Below are 15,437 nucleotides of genomic sequence, written 5' to 3'. Positions count from 1 at the left end.
GGTTATAGCGTTGGGGATCCACCTCTTCCCATTCCGAACAGAGAAGTTAAGCCCAACCACGTCGATGGTACTGCGTAAAAGTGGGAGAGTAGATAGCCGCCGTTTTAGAGTCACAGACTCCAAACAAATGAAAGGAATCAATCGTAAGGTTGGTTCCTTTTTTTATTTATAATAATATCATTTATCTTTGTCCGAAAATCAATGCTTTATGATCAGGTCTTATATCTTATTAGTTTTTCTTTTGGTCTCTTCGGTTCTTTCTGCCCAGAAAGAGATTGTTTATATGGAAGAGAAAGATGTCCCTTATCGAACTACAGGTGATCCTTATGGTTTGGAACGCTGTAAGCTGGATATTTATTATCCGGAAAACAGGAAGGATTTTGGAACTGTTGTCTGGTTTCACGGAGGCGGTTTATCCGGTGGAAGTAAATTTATCCCGGAAGAGTTGAAGAACTGTGGTTTGGCTGTTATTGCTATAAACTACCGCTTATTGCCGAAGTGCAGTATTAAAGATTGTATTGATGATGCAGCAGCTGCGGTAGCCTGGACTTTTAAAACGATAGAGAAATACGGAGGTAGCCGACAACGGATATTTGTTTCAGGCCACTCTGCCGGTGGTTATTTGACCAATATGATCGGATTGGATAAGAAATGGCTTCAGGTCTATTCTATAGATGCTGATTCTATTGCTGCATTAATACCTTTTAGTGGGCACGCTATCAGCCATTTTGCTTATAGGGAGTCTTTGGGCATGAAAGAAACGCAACCTAGTATCGATGAATATGCTCCGCTTTATTATGTGCGTCCGGATGCTCCTCCTTTGATTATTGTATCAGGCGATCGCGAAATGGAAATGTTGGGGCGTTATGAAGAGAATGCTTATTTCTGGAGAATGATGAAGGTGGCCGGGCATAAAGAGACTTATATCTATGAATTGGATGGATACGATCATGGCTCGATGGCGACACCGGCTTTTCATATACTAAAGAACCATGTCAGAAGAATTTTAGGGGAATAGAAACAGATGGGGGACTTTTATCCCCCATCCGTAATTTTATTCATATCGAACTGCGGTACCGGCAGCTGTAACCATCAGCATGCTTCCGCTTCCTCCTACAGTTTCATAATCCAGATCGACAGCAATAACGGCATTGGCTCCCATTCGTGCAGCCTGCTGGCTCATTTCCTGTAAAGCCGTTTCTTTTGCTTCACGCAATACGCTTTCATATGAACCGGCTCGTCCGCCTACTATATCGCGTATTCCGGCAAAGAAATCTTTGAATACGTTTGCTCCTATAATTGTTTCACCGGAAACGATCCCGTAATATTGGGTAATCTTTTTCCCTTCGATGTTGTTTGTTGTAGTCAGTAACATAATTTTCTTTTTATGGATGCGTATTGGTCATTTCAAATACGAGTTTGCCGCCTTTCGCCATCTCGGCATGTGAGAAGAACGGGGTTTCGAGCTCCTTTCCATTCAAAGTAACCGTCCGGATATATTTGTTTTCCGGACTGTTGTTTTTAACCACGATCTCGAAAATGCCGTCTTTTACGTGAATTAAGGCGCGATCTACCATCGGACGGCCCAATGTGTAAACCGGAATACCGGGAGCAACCTGATAGAATCCCAGGGCACTCATTACGTACCATGCTGACATCTGTCCGCAGTCTTCATTCCCGATGATACCGTCAGGCTTGTTTGTATAGAACTCGCGCATGATATAATCCAGACGTTCCTGGCCTTTCCATGGGGAATCTGTCCAGTTATACAGGTAAGCCATGTGGTGGCTCGGTTCGTTTCCGTGGGCATACTGACCGATCAGGCCGGTGATGTCGCCGGATGCATGTTCGCCGTCAACCTGTGAAGAGGTAGTAAACAAGGTATCCAGACGTGTTTCCAGTTCTTTTTTGCCACCGATGGTAGCAATGAAGTTGTCCATATCGTGCGGAGCAAAGAAACTCCACTGGAAAGCATTTCCTTCCGTATAATCGCTTCTCATATGAGCCGAATAACGCGGATTGAACGGCGTACGGAATGAGCCGTCACCCATGATCGGACGCATCATTTTTGTTTCCGGGTCCAGATAACGTTTGTAATATTCTCCTTTGGCAGCATAAGCCTGAGCTAATGAATCCAGTCCTGCTTTGGCAGCGATCTGCGAGATACACCAGTCTTCGTAAGCCATTTCCAGTCCCCATGAAACGGATTCGGGAACAGAGTCGGCAGGAACGAAGCCATATTTCTCTTTGAAGTACGGATGGAGGGTAATCAGATCCAACTCACGTGTCCCTTTGAACTTTTCTGCCAGGTCTTCACGGTATACGGAAGAACGAGCACCGGCTTCTGCCCATGTTTTCAGGTCACCGTCTGCCAGGTCTTTGGAAACCAGGTCAGCCAGAACAGATACAGCCGGGTAGGCGACCATACAGCCGGTATAGCTTGAAGCCAGCGGCCATTTGGGAAGAATACCACCTTCTTTATATCCTTGTACCAACACTTTACCCCAGTCGGCAGCCAGTTTCGGATTGATGATCGTCATCAGTGGGTGAAGGGCACGGAAAGTATCCCACAGGGAGAATACGGAATAATTAACGTATCCCGGTTCCGCCTTATGCACCTTTTTGTCCATACCCAGATAGCGGCCGTCTACGTCCTGATAAGCGAACGGTGCGATCATCGTATGATATAATGCCGTATAGAAGTTGACCATTACGGTCGGGTCAGCGCTCTGAATTTCTATTGCGTTCAGGGCATCGTTCCATATTTCAGCCGATTTGATGCGGGTCGCTTCGAAATCCCATCCTGGAAGTTCTGCTTCCAGATTCTTTTCGGCTCCGTCAGTATCAACCATGGAAAGGCTACCTTTACGTACAGAGGTTCCGCCTTTTCCGGGAACTTATAATGGAATTTCAGGTCTTCTTCCGTATTGATGCGCAGGAACAAAGAATCCTGACGTAATTTGCCCCCGATATATTGGTAAACGGTTTCGATTGGCTCAGAGAAAGTAATCCGGTAAGAAACCGAATGGAAATGTGCCCATCCCTGTGTACGTACCGTACCTTCTACCGTCGAGTCGTTAACAAACAGGTAACTGTTATCTACCAGTTTGTGTCCCCAGTTCGGTTGCAGGATATGTCCCAGGTCGAGCATGACGCGGCGGTCTTTGGGATTATCGTAAGTATATTTATGAAAACCGACTTTGTCGGTACTCGTCAGTTCCACGTTTACACCGAAGTTATCCAGACGTACGGCGTAATAACCCGGAGTTGCTTTTTCGGTATCTTTATTGAAAAGTCCGACCGGTTTAATCGAATCGCCTCCGGAGAAAGGCAATAGAGCCACATCACCCAGGTCGCCGATACCGGTACCGGAAAGGTGTGTATGACTGAACCCATAGATTTCGCGATCGTCATAATGGTAACCGCTGCTGGCATCCCAGCCCATGATATGTGTATCCGGACTGACCTGTACCATTGCAAACGGGCGGGTGGCACCGGGGAAAGTATGTCCGTGGAATCCGGTTCCTATGAACGGGTCGACATACTTGATTTCGTCACTTAATAACCCACTGTTGGGAGCCGGCTTGCATCCTACCAGCAGGCAAAGTAAAACTGCCTGAAAGAATAAGATCGTTTTCTTCACTGTTTATTTTGATTTAGTTTAAAATTAGCGGACTAAAACTATTTAATTAGCACAGCTACAAATATAGTGAAAAAGAACTATATACAGATCTTTTTCCTCTCATGAATGAAAAAAGTCACAAAAAACTGCAACCTTTTACCGGGCTGTCTCGTCTAATATAACAGAGATGAAAACAGATGAGTTCATAACAAGGATATTGCCTTTAAAAGACAACCTGTTGCGGGTTGCTTACAGGATCACCGGAAATGCAGAGCGTTCCGAACAGATCGTTCAGGACGTGATGTTGAAGGTCTGGGGAGAGCGTGCCGCCTGGATTGTGATAGAGGACATTCCATCTTATTGCCTGATGGTGACACGTAATATGGCGCTGGATACTATTAATTTGCAACGGAAGCGGACAGAAAGTTTTACCGTCAGATAACTCTTTTATAGAAATAATATGGATTATAACCGTATTACATCGTTATTAGACAAATACTGGGAATGTGCGACCACCATTGAGGAAGAACGGGAGTTACGCCACTTTTTCTCGTCAGACGCATTACCGCCTGAGTTGCGTCCTTATAAGGCATGGTTTCTGACACCAGGAGCAGAGACACTGCCGCCTTTAGGGAAAGAGTTTGACTTGAAGGTGTTACAGCAGATCACCCGGGAGAAAAAGCTACGCCGCCTCCGTCTATTTTATTCTTTTTCGGCATTGGGGCTGGTCATACTGGTTCTTTTGACAATCCTCTTGCTGACATCTTCTTTTATGTTGTAAAGTTGCTGTGTTTAATATGAAGCCTTGCGGATTTGTTCTGCAAGGCTCTTTCTGTTACCTTTGCGGAAAAATAACAAACTATGTTCACGGTAATCGGAATCATGTTCGGAGGCATCGCCGTAGGATATCTATTGCGCAAAGTCGAACTGCTGCAAAAGATAGGCAAACCTATTTCTTATACGATCCTGCTATTGTTGTTCCTGCTGGGTATTTCGGTGGGGGCCAACGATGCTATTGTAAACAACCTGACAACATTAGGCGGACAGGCTTTCCTGATCGCTCTGGCCGGAACGACCGGAAGTGTTTTAGCCGCCTGGGGAGTCTATCATTTCTTTTTTAAGGAAAGGAGGAGAGAATGAAAGGGAGCCTGATTGTAGTCGGTTTCTTCGCGCTGGGCTGTATTCTCGGGTGGAGCGGGTATCTGCCGGAGGTGGTCGTTAAGAATGATATCACCATGTATGTGCTTTACTTGCTGATGTTTCAGGTCGGGCTGAGTATCGGGAGTGATAAGAAGCTGAAAGATATATTGTGTAGTATCCGTCCCAAGCTGTTGCTGGTTCCGTTGGCTACTATTATCGGGACGCTGACGGCGTCGGCTTTGGTGAGTTTACTGATTACCAAATGGAGTGTGTTCGATTGCCTGGCGATAGGAAGTGGTTTTGCCTATTACTCCTTGTCTTCTATCCTGATTACGGAGTTGAAAGAGGCTTCACTGGGTGTACAGATGGCGACGGAGTTAGGAACAATCGCATTGATCGCCAATATCATCCGTGAGATTATGGCTTTGCTGGGAGCTCCCCTTTTTGTCAAGTATTTCGGACGATTGGCTCCTATCTGTGCCGGTGGTGCCACGACGATGGATACAACATTACCGATTATTACGCGTTATTCAGGAAAGGATCTGGTATTCGTTCTATCTTTCACGGCATTCTGGTCGATTTTACGGTACCGTTTTTTGTCTCTTTTTTCTGTTCAATATAAAAATACTGTTGGTTAACAAATAGAGTAGGAGCCTTTATGAAACACTTACTGATCGTTCTATTGCTGATAGTCTCATTCGGTGTAACCGCTCAACCGGCACGAAGACTGGAAAAGCCGGCTGCGGATGGTCCTATCCCTGTAGGACAAGCTGTTTTTTACGGTGAATTTGTTCAGCGACTGAAGAAATTCAAAAGTGGCGGTTATCCTCAGGATATCCGGTTGATAAATATTGAAACGAACGAGGTGCTTGTTTTCCGGGTGAAGTCGACCTTTAAGACTTCGAAAGAAAATCAATTCTGTTACCTGATCGAACCGGGAACGTATGCAATCTTGAATTATTGGTGGACCGAAAGCAAATGGTACGGTGGCCGTTCTTATATGGAACCTATTTATAAGGGGGAAGATTCCATTCAGGAAACCGAACGGAAAATAAAAAGCAAAGAACAACGCCCCGATGAATTAGTCCTGTTCAAATTCACTGTCGCTGAAAATACATTGAATTATGTTGGAACATGGCATTTCGAGAACTCCCCCGTTTTCTTCACCAACGACAAGGAAAAAACTGACGAAGAAATGCAGGCTAAATACAAAAAACTTGATTTTCGGTCTTCCCGCACGGCTATACCGGATTAATCGTTATTCTGTTTATCTGTAATAGCGACCTGTTTGTCGGGTATAAAACGGGTATAAAAGAAGGAGGTTGTATCAATAAAAACTTTGATGCAACCTCCTTTTTATGTTCTGATTCTTATTTCTTTACCGTCTGCAACATAACTTTCACGGCTTCTTCCAGTTGATGGTCTTCACCTTTCAACTGCGATTCCGGTGTGTTGTAGATTTCGATATCCGGTTTCAGTTCATGGTTTTCCAGGTAATTGCCCTGCATATCCTGAACGCCTACCTGTGGAATACCGAATACGATGGACGGGTCGATCTGTGATTCCCACCATACGGCAGTCATGGTTCCCGGGACAGGAGTACCGATTAGTTTACCGATACCCAACGTCTTGTATACCCAAGGGAAACCATGTGCATTCGAGTAGTTGTCTTCGCAAACCAGTACGCACGACGGTTTCAGCCATTTGTTGAACGGATCGCTGCCGATGTACTGCCCGCGAGGCATGAAACGTTGGTACTCTTTACCACTCAACAGGGTTGCCAGGTCGTCGTGCAACCAGCCTCCGCCGTTATGACGGGTATCTACAATCACTGCTTCCTTATTGCGGCAACGTCCCAACAGTTCGGAATAGACTTCGCGGAAACTTTCACTGTTCATGCCCTTAACGTGTACATATCCGATCTTGCCACCGGACAGTTCATCCACTTTTTTGCGGCAGTTTTCTACCCAGCGTTTGTACAACAGATTGGACTGTTCGCCGTAAGAGATCGGTTTCACCTGTTCTTCGAAACGTTCTTTTGTTGCCGGGTTGTAGACGGACAACAGTACTTTCTTTCCGGCTTTGCCGCTCAGTAACGGATAATAGTTCTCACCGCTCTTGATAGGTTTCTCATTGATCTTTTCAATGATGCAACCCGGTTTGATCTTCGTATCAGCTAATGTCAACGGCCCTTTGGCTATAATCTCGGCAATCTTTAATCCGTCGCCGGTATAGCTGTTATCGTAGAATGCACCCAGGCAGGCTGTAGCCGGAGCGGATGACGATGAATAATACCGAGCACCGGTATGTGAACCATTCAGTTCGCCCAACAGTTCGGACAACATTTCCTGGAAGTCGTAATTGTTGTTGATATGCGGCAAGTAACGGGCATATGCTGTTTTGTATCCTTCCCAGTCGATGCCGTGGATAGTCGGATCGTAGAATTTATCTTCCACCTGACGCCATATATGATTGAAAATATATTCGCGTTCCTGCGGCGGGCGATAAGAAAATTCAGCCTTGAAGGGGATACCTTTGGTTTTGCTGTCTTTGATCTCCACCTTTTTCAGCTGGCCACCGGATACCAGGAACAGGTTCTCACCCTTCTTGTCGGCAAACATTCTTCCGCCACCGACACCTTTTATCAGTATTTTGGTTGAATTTTCCTTGAAGTTACGTTCCCACAGGTCGTAACCGCTTTCGAAAGCTGCACAATAGTAGAGTTTGTCTCCTTTCGGTGTCAGTACGGCATCACCCATATTCGAAGAGTTGATCGTCAGGCGAATGACGCGGTCTTTACGGTTTTCCAGATCAAATTTCAATGGTTCGACAGGCTTGTCCGCATCGTCTTTCTTGTCTTTATCATCTTTCTTCTTGTCATCTTTTTTAGCTTTGGAATCCTTCTTATCCTCCTTTTTGTCGTCTTTCTTATCCTTGTCTTTGTCCTTATCTTTTTCTTCATCTTCCGCCAGGGCAAGTTCTTCCTTGCTCAGGCGGAATTTGTCGTATGCTTCGGCATCGAAAAACATGATATAGGTATCATCCTGTGCACCCCAACTGCCGTGGCTACGGTAACCGGCACGGTCGGACGACCAGATCATGGCTTTACCGTCGAGCACCCATTTCGGATCACCATCAGAGTATCCGCTTTCGGTCAGGTTGGTAATATCTCCGCTGCCATCCGCCTTTACCAGGGCAATATCCTTATTGTTCCATCCGCCGATAGCGATATATTGCACCAGGAACCATTTACTGTCGGGTGACCATTGGTAAGTTTGGTCGCCATCAGCATATGAATAATTGTATTTACCATCCAAGACAGTACGTACTTGCTTGCTTTTCAAATTGATGACGCGTAAAGTGGTACGGTCTTCCAGGAATGCTACTTCTTTACCGTCAGGAGAATAAGTAGGCTGGAAAGAAGTCTTGTCGGTAACTACCAGCGGTTCTTCCTTGATCTCTTGTGCGTAAGTAAAATATTTGTCGTCTTTACGAACCAGGCTGCTTTGATAAATGCCCCATGTCTCGCCGCGTTCAGCCGAGTAAACCAATGAACGGCCGTCAGGACTGAAATCTATATTACGCTCTTGCTGCGGCGTATCGGTGATCTGACGGGTTGTTTCATATTCAACCGATGTAACATATACATCTCCTCGTACGATAAAGGCAACCTCTTTCCCGTTCGGAGAGACAGCGATACTGTTTGCCCCGTTCGACATCAGGCGATGAATCAGATTATTCTCGGTCTGGTCGGAGATGATGTTCACCTTTACCTTAGCGAGTTGTCCGCCTTCTTTAACCGTATAGATCTCACCGTCGTAGCCATAGCACAAAGTCCCGTTCTTGTCGGAAGTCAGGAAACGGACCGGGTGTGTCGTATGGTTTGTTATCTGTTTGCCGCTCTTGCCGGTCAGGTCATTCTTAAAGATATTGAAACTGCCTTTTTCTTCACTCAGATAGTAAAAGGCATTTCCGTCCGGAGACCATACCGGATCGCGGTCTTCTCCACGGAAAGAGGTAATCTTTTTGAATGTACGGTCATTATCTAATGTACATAACCAGATATCGCGGGTAATGGAGGATTGGTGGTGTTTGCGCCAGGGATCTTCATATCCTTTGAAATCGTTATACAACACCTGTTTGCCGTCTTTGCTGAATGCCAGATTTTCCATAGCCAGCGAGGAGAATAATTCCGGGCGTCCTCCTTGGGTGCCGACCTGATATATCTGGGCGAACAGGGAAGAAGGGAACTGACTGTCTTTTACATCCTGCTGGATAGAAGCTGAATAAAGGACATGGTCGTTGTCGCTGAATGTTTCCGGATATTCGTTTGCCGAATGTACGGTCAATTGCGTAGGGGCACCTCCTTCTTTATTCATGATGAATACATCGAAATTTCCGTTGCGGTCGGAAGCGAATGCGATCTGTTTTCCGTCGGGCGACCAGACCGGACGTGTGTCGTGGGCCGGATGGGTTGTCAACTGGGTAGCTTTACCACCTGTGGTCGGAACGGTATAGATATCCCCTTTATAGGTAAAGGCGATCATCTCCCGTTCGGAGATATTGCCGGATAACGCATCCATAGCGGATCGTTCTCTGCAAATGCGGACCCTGTCAGCAAGAGGGCCGATGTTAAGATCAGTAATTTTTTCATGCGTTTATTAATTTCCGTAAAAATACGAGATTATTTTCATACAAATGTCATATTTAACATATTCCTAATAAAAACTGTTCCGGGGATATAATTCAACAGCACGACAAGAGATCGTATTCCTTCCTCTTTTTTATGTTCGAAAAACGGAACTAAAATACCGAAACAAAGCAAGATAAGCGAATGTTTTATAAATGAAGTATAGTCAATAAGGCGAGATAGTTTATTTATTCTTATACAAATACTATTTAAAAACGAATTTAGGTCACTAATGAAAAAGTATGTAGCAGAAATGATCGGGACGATCATCGGCTCGTCCATCCTGTTTATTTTGGCTAAAGATTCCGGTTCGACGACAACATTGACCGGAGTAAACGGCTACCATGATCTTGTTCCGGCCTTTGTGGCAGAAACAGTCTTTACATTCATCTTCTTACTGGTGGTTTTAGGTTCAACATCCAAAGGTGCCAATACCAAGTTTGCCGGTATCGCTATTGGTTTTGATCCATATTGTTTGTATTCCTATTACCGGAACATCGGTGAATCCGGCACGTAGTATCGGTCCGGCTTTGTTCCAGGGAGGTGAAGCTCTCTCACAATTATGGTTGTTTATCGTAGCCCCATTCCTGGGAGCGGCTATCGCTGCATTCGTCTGGAAAGGGATTGATACGGAAGAAGCATAATCCTTATATATTATATTTATATTTTATTCCCCCGGCAGGTTATACTGTCGGGGATTTTTCTTTTAACAAAATGATATTGCCGTACCATGTAATTTTTTACCTTTGCCTGTAGACTAAACTAAAATATAACATGAACAAGAAACTTATTCTTTCCTTGCTCGCTTTAGCCGGTGTTCCTGCCTTGATGATGGCGGCGGATGATGCACGCCTGTTGCGTTTCCCGGCAACGAACGGTAATGAGATTGTTTTCTCATATGCCGGCGATCTTTATAAAGTTCCTGCAAAAGGAGGTGAGGCTCAACGTCTGACCTCGCATGTCGGGTATGAGATGTTTCCCCGTTTTTCACCGGATGGTAAAACGATCGCTTTTACCGGGCAGTATGACGGGAACACGGAAGTGTACACCATTCCTTCTACTGGTGGAGAACCCTTGCGAATCACTTATACGGCAACCAATAAGCGCGATGACCTGGGCGACCGTATGGGACCGAATAATATCGTAATGAACTGGACTCCCGACGGTACGAATATTGTTTACCGTAACCGGATCAGCGACGGATTTTCCGGTAAACTTTATACTGTAAATAAAGACGGTGGCCTTTCCGAAGTGATTCCTTTGCCGGAAGGCGGTTTTTGTAGTTATTCACCCGATGGCAAGCGTTTGGCATATAATCGGGTAATGCGTGAATTTCGTACCTGGAAATATTATAAGGGAGGTATGGCTGATGACGTGTGGATTTATGATCCGGAAAAACAATCAGTCGAAAATATCAGTGATAACCCGGCACAGGATATTATCCCCATGTGGATCGGCGATGAAATATTTTATATTTCCGATCGCGACCGTATTATGAATATCTTTGTCTACAATACAAAGACCAAACAAACGAGCAAAGTAACCGACTTTACGGAATACGATGTTAAATTCCCGAGTGCCAACGGTAATACGATCGTATTTGAGAACGGTGGTTATATCTATAAGATGGATGCCGGTACAAAAAAGCCTGAGAAGGTGAATGTGACGCTATCATCCGATAATATTTATGCCCGCAGTGAAATAAAGGATGGTTCCGGATATCTGACTGAAGCGAGTGTTTCGCCGGATGGTGAGCGTGTGGTGGTTACAGCTCGTGGCGAAGTGTTTAATGTCCCGGTAGAAAAAGGCGTGACAAAGAATATTACCCGTTCGCCCGGACAACATGACCGTGAAGCGCAATGGTCGCCTGATGGAAAATATATTGTTTATATTTCGGATGGTACGGGCGAAACAGAACTTTACCTTCAGGATGCCACTGGTGGTGAACCTGTTCAATTGACAAAAGATAACGATACTTATATCCGTTCTTTTGAATGGAGTCCCGATTCAAAATCAATTGTTTATACCGATCGTAAGAACCGGGTAAACCTGCTTGATGTAGCTGGAAAGAAAACAACCGTATTGTTTCAGAACCCGATGGCAGAGATACGTGACGTAACCTTCTCACCGGATAGTAAATGGTTGACTTATAGCCGTCCGGCGGAAAACCAGGTAAGTATGGTGTATGTTTATGATATTGCTGCACGTAAGGAATATCCAGTTACGGATAAATGGTACGACTCTCATTCTCCTGCCTTTAGTACAGACGGAAAATACTTGATCTTCGCCTCTTCACGTGACTTTAATCCGACTTATGGCTCTTTGGAATGGAACCATGTTTATAATAATATGGGCGGTGTTTATCTGGCGTTGCTTCAAAAAGATACTCCTTCTCCATTCCTTCAGAAAGATGCCGAAGTAAAAGTTGCTAAAGAAGAGACGGCTAAGAAAGAGGATAAAAAGAAAGAGGATAAAAAGAAAGAGGATAAAGATAAGAAAGATGTTTCGACAGAAACCGTTGTAAAGATTGATCAGGAAGGTATAACTGACCGTATTATCAAACTTCCTTTACCGGGTTCTTACTATGGCGGTTTTTATTCGGATGGCGAAAAAATCTGGTATTATGGTCGTGGCGGAGCAAAAGTGTACGATTTGAAAAAGCAAAAGGAAGAAACTGTTGCTGACGGAGCTTCCATGTCTGTTACACCGGGAAGTAAAAAGGCTCTTTTCTATAAAGGAGGACAGATCTATGTGACCGACATACCTTCCGGCAGTGTTGATTTGAGTAATGCAGTCGATCTTTCCAATATGAAGATTACGGTGGATTATCCGAAAGAATGGGCACAAATATTCGATGAGGCATGGCGTGCTTACCGTGATGGTTTCTATGTGGAGAACATGCATGGCGTGGACTGGAAAGCGATCAAAGAAAAATATGCCGTTCTTCTTCCTTACGTGAAGACTCGTCTGGATCTGAATTATGTGATCGGTGAAATGATTGGCGAACTGAATTGCGGCCATGCTTATGTGAATCCGGGTGAACTGGATCGTCCGGAGCGTGTGCAGACTGGTCTGTTGGGTGCTGAGATTTCACGTGACAAGAGTGGATTCTTCCGTCTGGAAAAGATATTACCGGGAGCATCCTGGAGTAAAGACCTGCGTTCTCCGTTGACAGAGCCGGGTATCGAGCGAAAGCCGGAGAGTTTATCGTGGCTATCGACGGGATTCCGACTAACAGTGTAAAGGATATGTATTCTTTGTTGGTTGGTAAAGCCGGTATCCCGACAGAACTTTCATTGAACAGCAAGCCTGAATTGGGGGGAGCTCGTAAAATTGTGATCAGTCCGTTGGCTGAAGAATATTCGTTGTATCATTACAACTGGGTACAGGATAATATCAAGAAAGTGGATAAAGCGACTAACGGTCGTGTGGGATATATCTATATTCCGGATATGGGCGTAGATGGTTTGAATGAATTTGCCCGTTATTTTTATCCGCAGTTGGATAAAGAAGGTCTGATCATCGACGACCGTGCCAATGGTGGTGGAAATGTCTCTCCGATGATTCTGGAACGTCTTTCCCGTGAACCGTATCGTCTGACCATGCGTCGTGGTTCGAACCATATCGGTACTGTTCCGGATGCCGTACAGGTGGGTCCGAAGGTTTGTTTGATCAATAAATATTCTGCATCGGATGGCGACCTGTTCCCCTGGGGATTCCGTGCTTTGGGACTGGGTAAGCTGATCGGAACCCGTACCTGGGGTGGTATCGTCGGCATTAGCGGCCCACTGCCTTACATGGACGGGACAGATATCCGTGTACCTTTCTTCACCAGCTATGATCCGAAGACGGGCCAGTGGATTATCGAAAATCACGGTGTTGACCCGGATATCCTGATCGACAATGATCCGGTTAAGGAATGGAATGGTGAAGACCAGCAGCTGAACAAGGCAATCGAAGAAGTAATGAAAGATCTTCAGAACCGTAAACCGTTGGTTCCGGTTCCGGCTCCGAGGGATTTCAGCAAGTAATGTTGAAGTAAAATATGGAAGAAAGGATATCTCTCACAGCATGGGGTATCCTTTTTTCATTTACATGCTTAAATTACTTTTTTACTGACAGAAGAACATGTAATAAATTGATTTGCCGATGAATGAAGTTTATTATTTTATATATTTGTGACCGTTAATATGGAAATGGAGAAAGCATGCTAGAGGAAAGAAGATTATTGAAAGAGTTAACCGAAGGATCAGAGTTTAGTTTTAATGCTCTGTACAACCTATGGGCCTCCAGACTTTACCATTTTGCGTTCTCTTATTTGAAATCAGACAGTACGGCGAAAGATGTCGTGCAGGAAACATTTGTAAAGATCTGGTCTAATAGAACGAGTATTAATCCGGATGCCTCTTTTAAGGCTTATTTATTTACTATCTCCTATCATTTTTTATTGAAAGAACTTCGTCGTCAGTTGAATCATCCCCAGATGGAGGATTACCTGGACTTTAAAAAAGAACTTATTTCGACTGATGACGTAGAAGCTAAATATGATTTCGATCTTTTTCTAAAAGAGTTGGAAGTTGCCAAGCAAAAACTGACACCCCGGCAAAGAGAAATATTTGTTTTGAATAAGGAATATAATCTTTCCGTTACAGAAATCGCTTCCCGGCTATCTATAACGGAGCAAGTGGTGCGTAACCAACTTTCTGCCGCATTGAAAGTGTTGCGCAACGAATTATCCAACTATTCCTATTTATTTATACTTTTCACGATTTATTTCTGAAAATATGTTTTATAGCATGCAGAAGCGTATGTTATAAATTTAACCTTTCAGGATATTACTCATAAACGAACGAAATTTCCAGTTTATGAGTACATCATTATATAGAAATTTGAAAGATTGGTTAACGAAATATCAGACTGAACAAATTAGTCGGGAAGAATTTCGTGAACTCAGGAAAGAAATCAATAATCATTCGGATGAGGAACTTTTCCCTGTATTGTTTGATAGTTGGAATAGTTGGGATAATAACGGAAGTTTATCGTCTGAAGATGCCCAAAGTTTATTGGTTCGTATCCGGCAAGAGGTGAATATAATGCCTGCTTCTAAAGTTCGAAAATTTAACTGGCGACAAATTGCTGCAGCAATAGCATTTCTGATTATGGGAAGTTTGTCAGTTTATTTATATGTAGATAACCGTGAAATTACTCAGTTAGCGGACCGGATCATGGAAGTTAAAGTCGGAAAAGGAGAGCGAGTTTCAATTACTTTACCGGATGGAACGGCTGTAAAGCTTAATTCAGAATCTATACTTTCTTATAAACAGGATTTTGGGAAAAAAGACCGGCGTGTATCTCTTTCCGGTGAAGGATATTTTGATGTGCAAAAAGACGTGCAAAAGAAATTTGTAGTGAATACCGAATTTATGGATATTGAAGTAACAGGGACTCGTTCAATGTATATGCTTATTCAAATAAGGATATATTGGAAATGGCATTAGTGGAGGGGAATGTGACTGTTTTTTCTGTTTGTCCTCCTTTTGAGAGACTGAATGTGGTTCCAAATGAGAAAGTAATTTATGATAAAAAAACGGGGACAATGAAGAAAATAACGACTTCGAATGTATTGGAAACAGCCTGGGTAAGTAAAGAATTAGTGTTTAGGTCGGAACCGATGGATGCAGTATTAAAGAGAATAGGGCGGAAATATGGTGTCTCTTTTGAAATTATGGATTCCTCACTTGTTAAGGATACCTATACCGGTGTGTTTGATAAGGAAGAGATTGAAGAGGTTATAGATATATTGAAAGTGCACTATGGTTTTGATTACAAAATAAAAGGGAATGAAGTTCAACTTTTTGCGACAAATAAATAGAGTGTTAACCTTAAAAAATAAGAATTATGAAAACATAGGAAAGGGAAAAATATCCGGAAAGCGGGCAGGCTCTCCGGATAAATCGTCGAATTCAGTTTCGCGAAGCTATGTGA

General features: G+C 43.9%; 9 protein-coding genes, 1 rRNA gene and 5 pseudogenes. 12 read left to right on the top strand and 3 right to left on the bottom strand.

Annotated elements, in window-relative coordinates:
* Together rrf and DXA15_RS10630 are read left to right on the top strand one after the other, a co-directional pair.
* A 5S ribosomal RNA gene (rrf, locus tag DXA15_RS10635) occupies positions 1-105 on the top strand; the annotation flags it as partial.
* Positions 106-208: 103 nt separating this feature from the next.
* Entirely contained in the window at positions 209-1,018 is an 810-nt protein-coding gene (locus tag DXA15_RS10630) for an alpha/beta hydrolase (protein WP_128134001.1), read from the top strand.
* Positions 1,019-1,054: 36 nt separating this feature from the next.
* Here the strand turns inward: DXA15_RS10630 and DXA15_RS10625 are convergent, their stop codons facing one another.
* Entirely contained in the window at positions 1,055-1,375 is a 321-nt protein-coding gene (locus tag DXA15_RS10625) for a YbjQ family protein (RefSeq protein WP_010801405.1), read from the bottom strand.
* A 10-nt stretch (positions 1,376-1,385) separates the two neighbouring features.
* Positions 1,386-3,643: pseudogene (locus tag DXA15_RS10620) on the bottom strand (GH92 family glycosyl hydrolase).
* A gap of 166 nt (positions 3,644-3,809) precedes the next feature.
* On the opposite strand from DXA15_RS10620, the gene DXA15_RS10615 reads away from it, so the two are divergent.
* From DXA15_RS10615 to DXA15_RS10595, 5 genes and pseudogenes are all read left to right on the top strand, one after another.
* Positions 3,810-4,064: a sigma factor gene (locus DXA15_RS10615; RefSeq protein WP_007655888.1), complete on the top strand. Its 255-nt coding sequence runs from the start codon at positions 3,810-3,812 to the stop codon at positions 4,062-4,064.
* A gap of 18 nt (positions 4,065-4,082) precedes the next feature.
* A complete protein-coding gene (locus DXA15_RS10610; RefSeq protein WP_128134000.1) occupies positions 4,083-4,403 on the top strand; it encodes a hypothetical protein in 321 nt (106 codons plus the stop codon).
* An 80-nt stretch (positions 4,404-4,483) separates the two neighbouring features.
* On the top strand, positions 4,484-4,762 hold the full coding sequence (locus tag DXA15_RS10605; RefSeq protein WP_007655885.1) for a LysO family transporter: 279 nt from the start codon (positions 4,484-4,486) through the stop codon (positions 4,760-4,762).
* Positions 4,759-5,384: pseudogene (locus DXA15_RS10600) on the top strand (lysine exporter LysO family protein). The gene DXA15_RS10605 and the pseudogene DXA15_RS10600 overlap by 4 nt, the downstream one beginning before the upstream one ends.
* Positions 5,385-5,420: 36 nt before the next feature.
* Positions 5,421-6,017, top strand: coding sequence for a hypothetical protein (locus tag DXA15_RS10595; RefSeq protein WP_128133999.1), 597 nt, complete (start codon positions 5,421-5,423; stop codon positions 6,015-6,017).
* 115 nt (positions 6,018-6,132) lie between these two features.
* On the opposite strand, the pseudogene DXA15_RS10590 reads toward DXA15_RS10595, so the two are convergent.
* Positions 6,133-9,416 (bottom strand): annotated as a pseudogene (locus DXA15_RS10590) (S41 family peptidase).
* Between the two features lie 286 nt (positions 9,417-9,702).
* On the opposite strand from DXA15_RS10590, the pseudogene DXA15_RS10585 reads away from it, so the two are divergent.
* The 5 genes and pseudogenes from DXA15_RS10585 to DXA15_RS26320 form a co-directional block, all read left to right on the top strand.
* Positions 9,703-10,096 (top strand): annotated as a pseudogene (locus DXA15_RS10585) (aquaporin); the annotation flags it as partial.
* Between the two features lie 130 nt (positions 10,097-10,226).
* Positions 10,227-13,483, top strand: a pseudogene (locus DXA15_RS10580) (PDZ domain-containing protein).
* A gap of 176 nt (positions 13,484-13,659) precedes the next feature.
* Positions 13,660-14,232, top strand: a complete 573-nt coding sequence (locus DXA15_RS10575) for an RNA polymerase sigma factor (RefSeq protein ID WP_128133998.1) — start codon at positions 13,660-13,662, stop codon at positions 14,230-14,232.
* Between the two features lie 85 nt (positions 14,233-14,317).
* Complete coding sequence (locus tag DXA15_RS26325) at positions 14,318-14,950, top strand: FecR family protein (RefSeq protein ID WP_233567156.1); 633 nt, start codon at positions 14,318-14,320, stop codon at positions 14,948-14,950.
* Positions 14,941-15,324 (top strand): DUF4974 domain-containing protein, encoded by a 384-nt coding sequence (locus tag DXA15_RS26320; RefSeq protein ID WP_233567158.1) that lies wholly within the window; start codon positions 14,941-14,943, stop codon positions 15,322-15,324. Before DXA15_RS26325 ends, DXA15_RS26320 begins: the two co-directional genes overlap by 10 nt.
* Positions 15,325-15,437: the final 113 nt, after the last annotated feature.

The organism is Parabacteroides sp. AM58-2XD, from assembly GCF_003463685.1.
Taxonomy (GTDB): Bacteria; Bacteroidota; Bacteroidia; order Bacteroidales; family Tannerellaceae; genus Parabacteroides; species Parabacteroides segnis.
The sequence above is the reverse complement of the archived record's forward strand: the minus strand, read 5'-3'. Positions and strand labels throughout refer to the sequence as shown.

Bases quoted from the DNA above. Each gene is read 5' to 3' on its own strand.
- DXA15_RS10630 (WP_128134001.1), top strand. From the start codon at position 209: ATGATCAGGTCTTATATCTTATTAGTTTTTCTTTTGGTCTCTTCGGTT.
- DXA15_RS10605 (WP_007655885.1), top strand. From the start codon at position 4,484: ATGTTCACGGTAATCGGAATCATGTTCGGAGGCATCGCCGTAGGATAT.
- DXA15_RS26325 (WP_233567156.1), top strand. From the start codon at position 14,318: ATGAGTACATCATTATATAGAAATTTGAAAGATTGGTTAACGAAATAT.
- DXA15_RS10625 (WP_010801405.1), bottom strand. From the start codon at position 1,375: ATGTTACTGACTACAACAAACAACATCGAAGGGAAAAAGATTACCCAA.
- DXA15_RS10610 (WP_128134000.1), top strand. From the start codon at position 4,083: ATGGATTATAACCGTATTACATCGTTATTAGACAAATACTGGGAATGT.
- DXA15_RS10575 (WP_128133998.1), top strand. From the start codon at position 13,660: ATGCTAGAGGAAAGAAGATTATTGAAAGAGTTAACCGAAGGATCAGAG.
- DXA15_RS10615 (WP_007655888.1), top strand. From the start codon at position 3,810: ATGAAAACAGATGAGTTCATAACAAGGATATTGCCTTTAAAAGACAAC.
- DXA15_RS10595 (WP_128133999.1), top strand. From the start codon at position 5,421: ATGAAACACTTACTGATCGTTCTATTGCTGATAGTCTCATTCGGTGTA.
- DXA15_RS26320 (WP_233567158.1), top strand. From the start codon at position 14,941: ATGGCATTAGTGGAGGGGAATGTGACTGTTTTTTCTGTTTGTCCTCCT.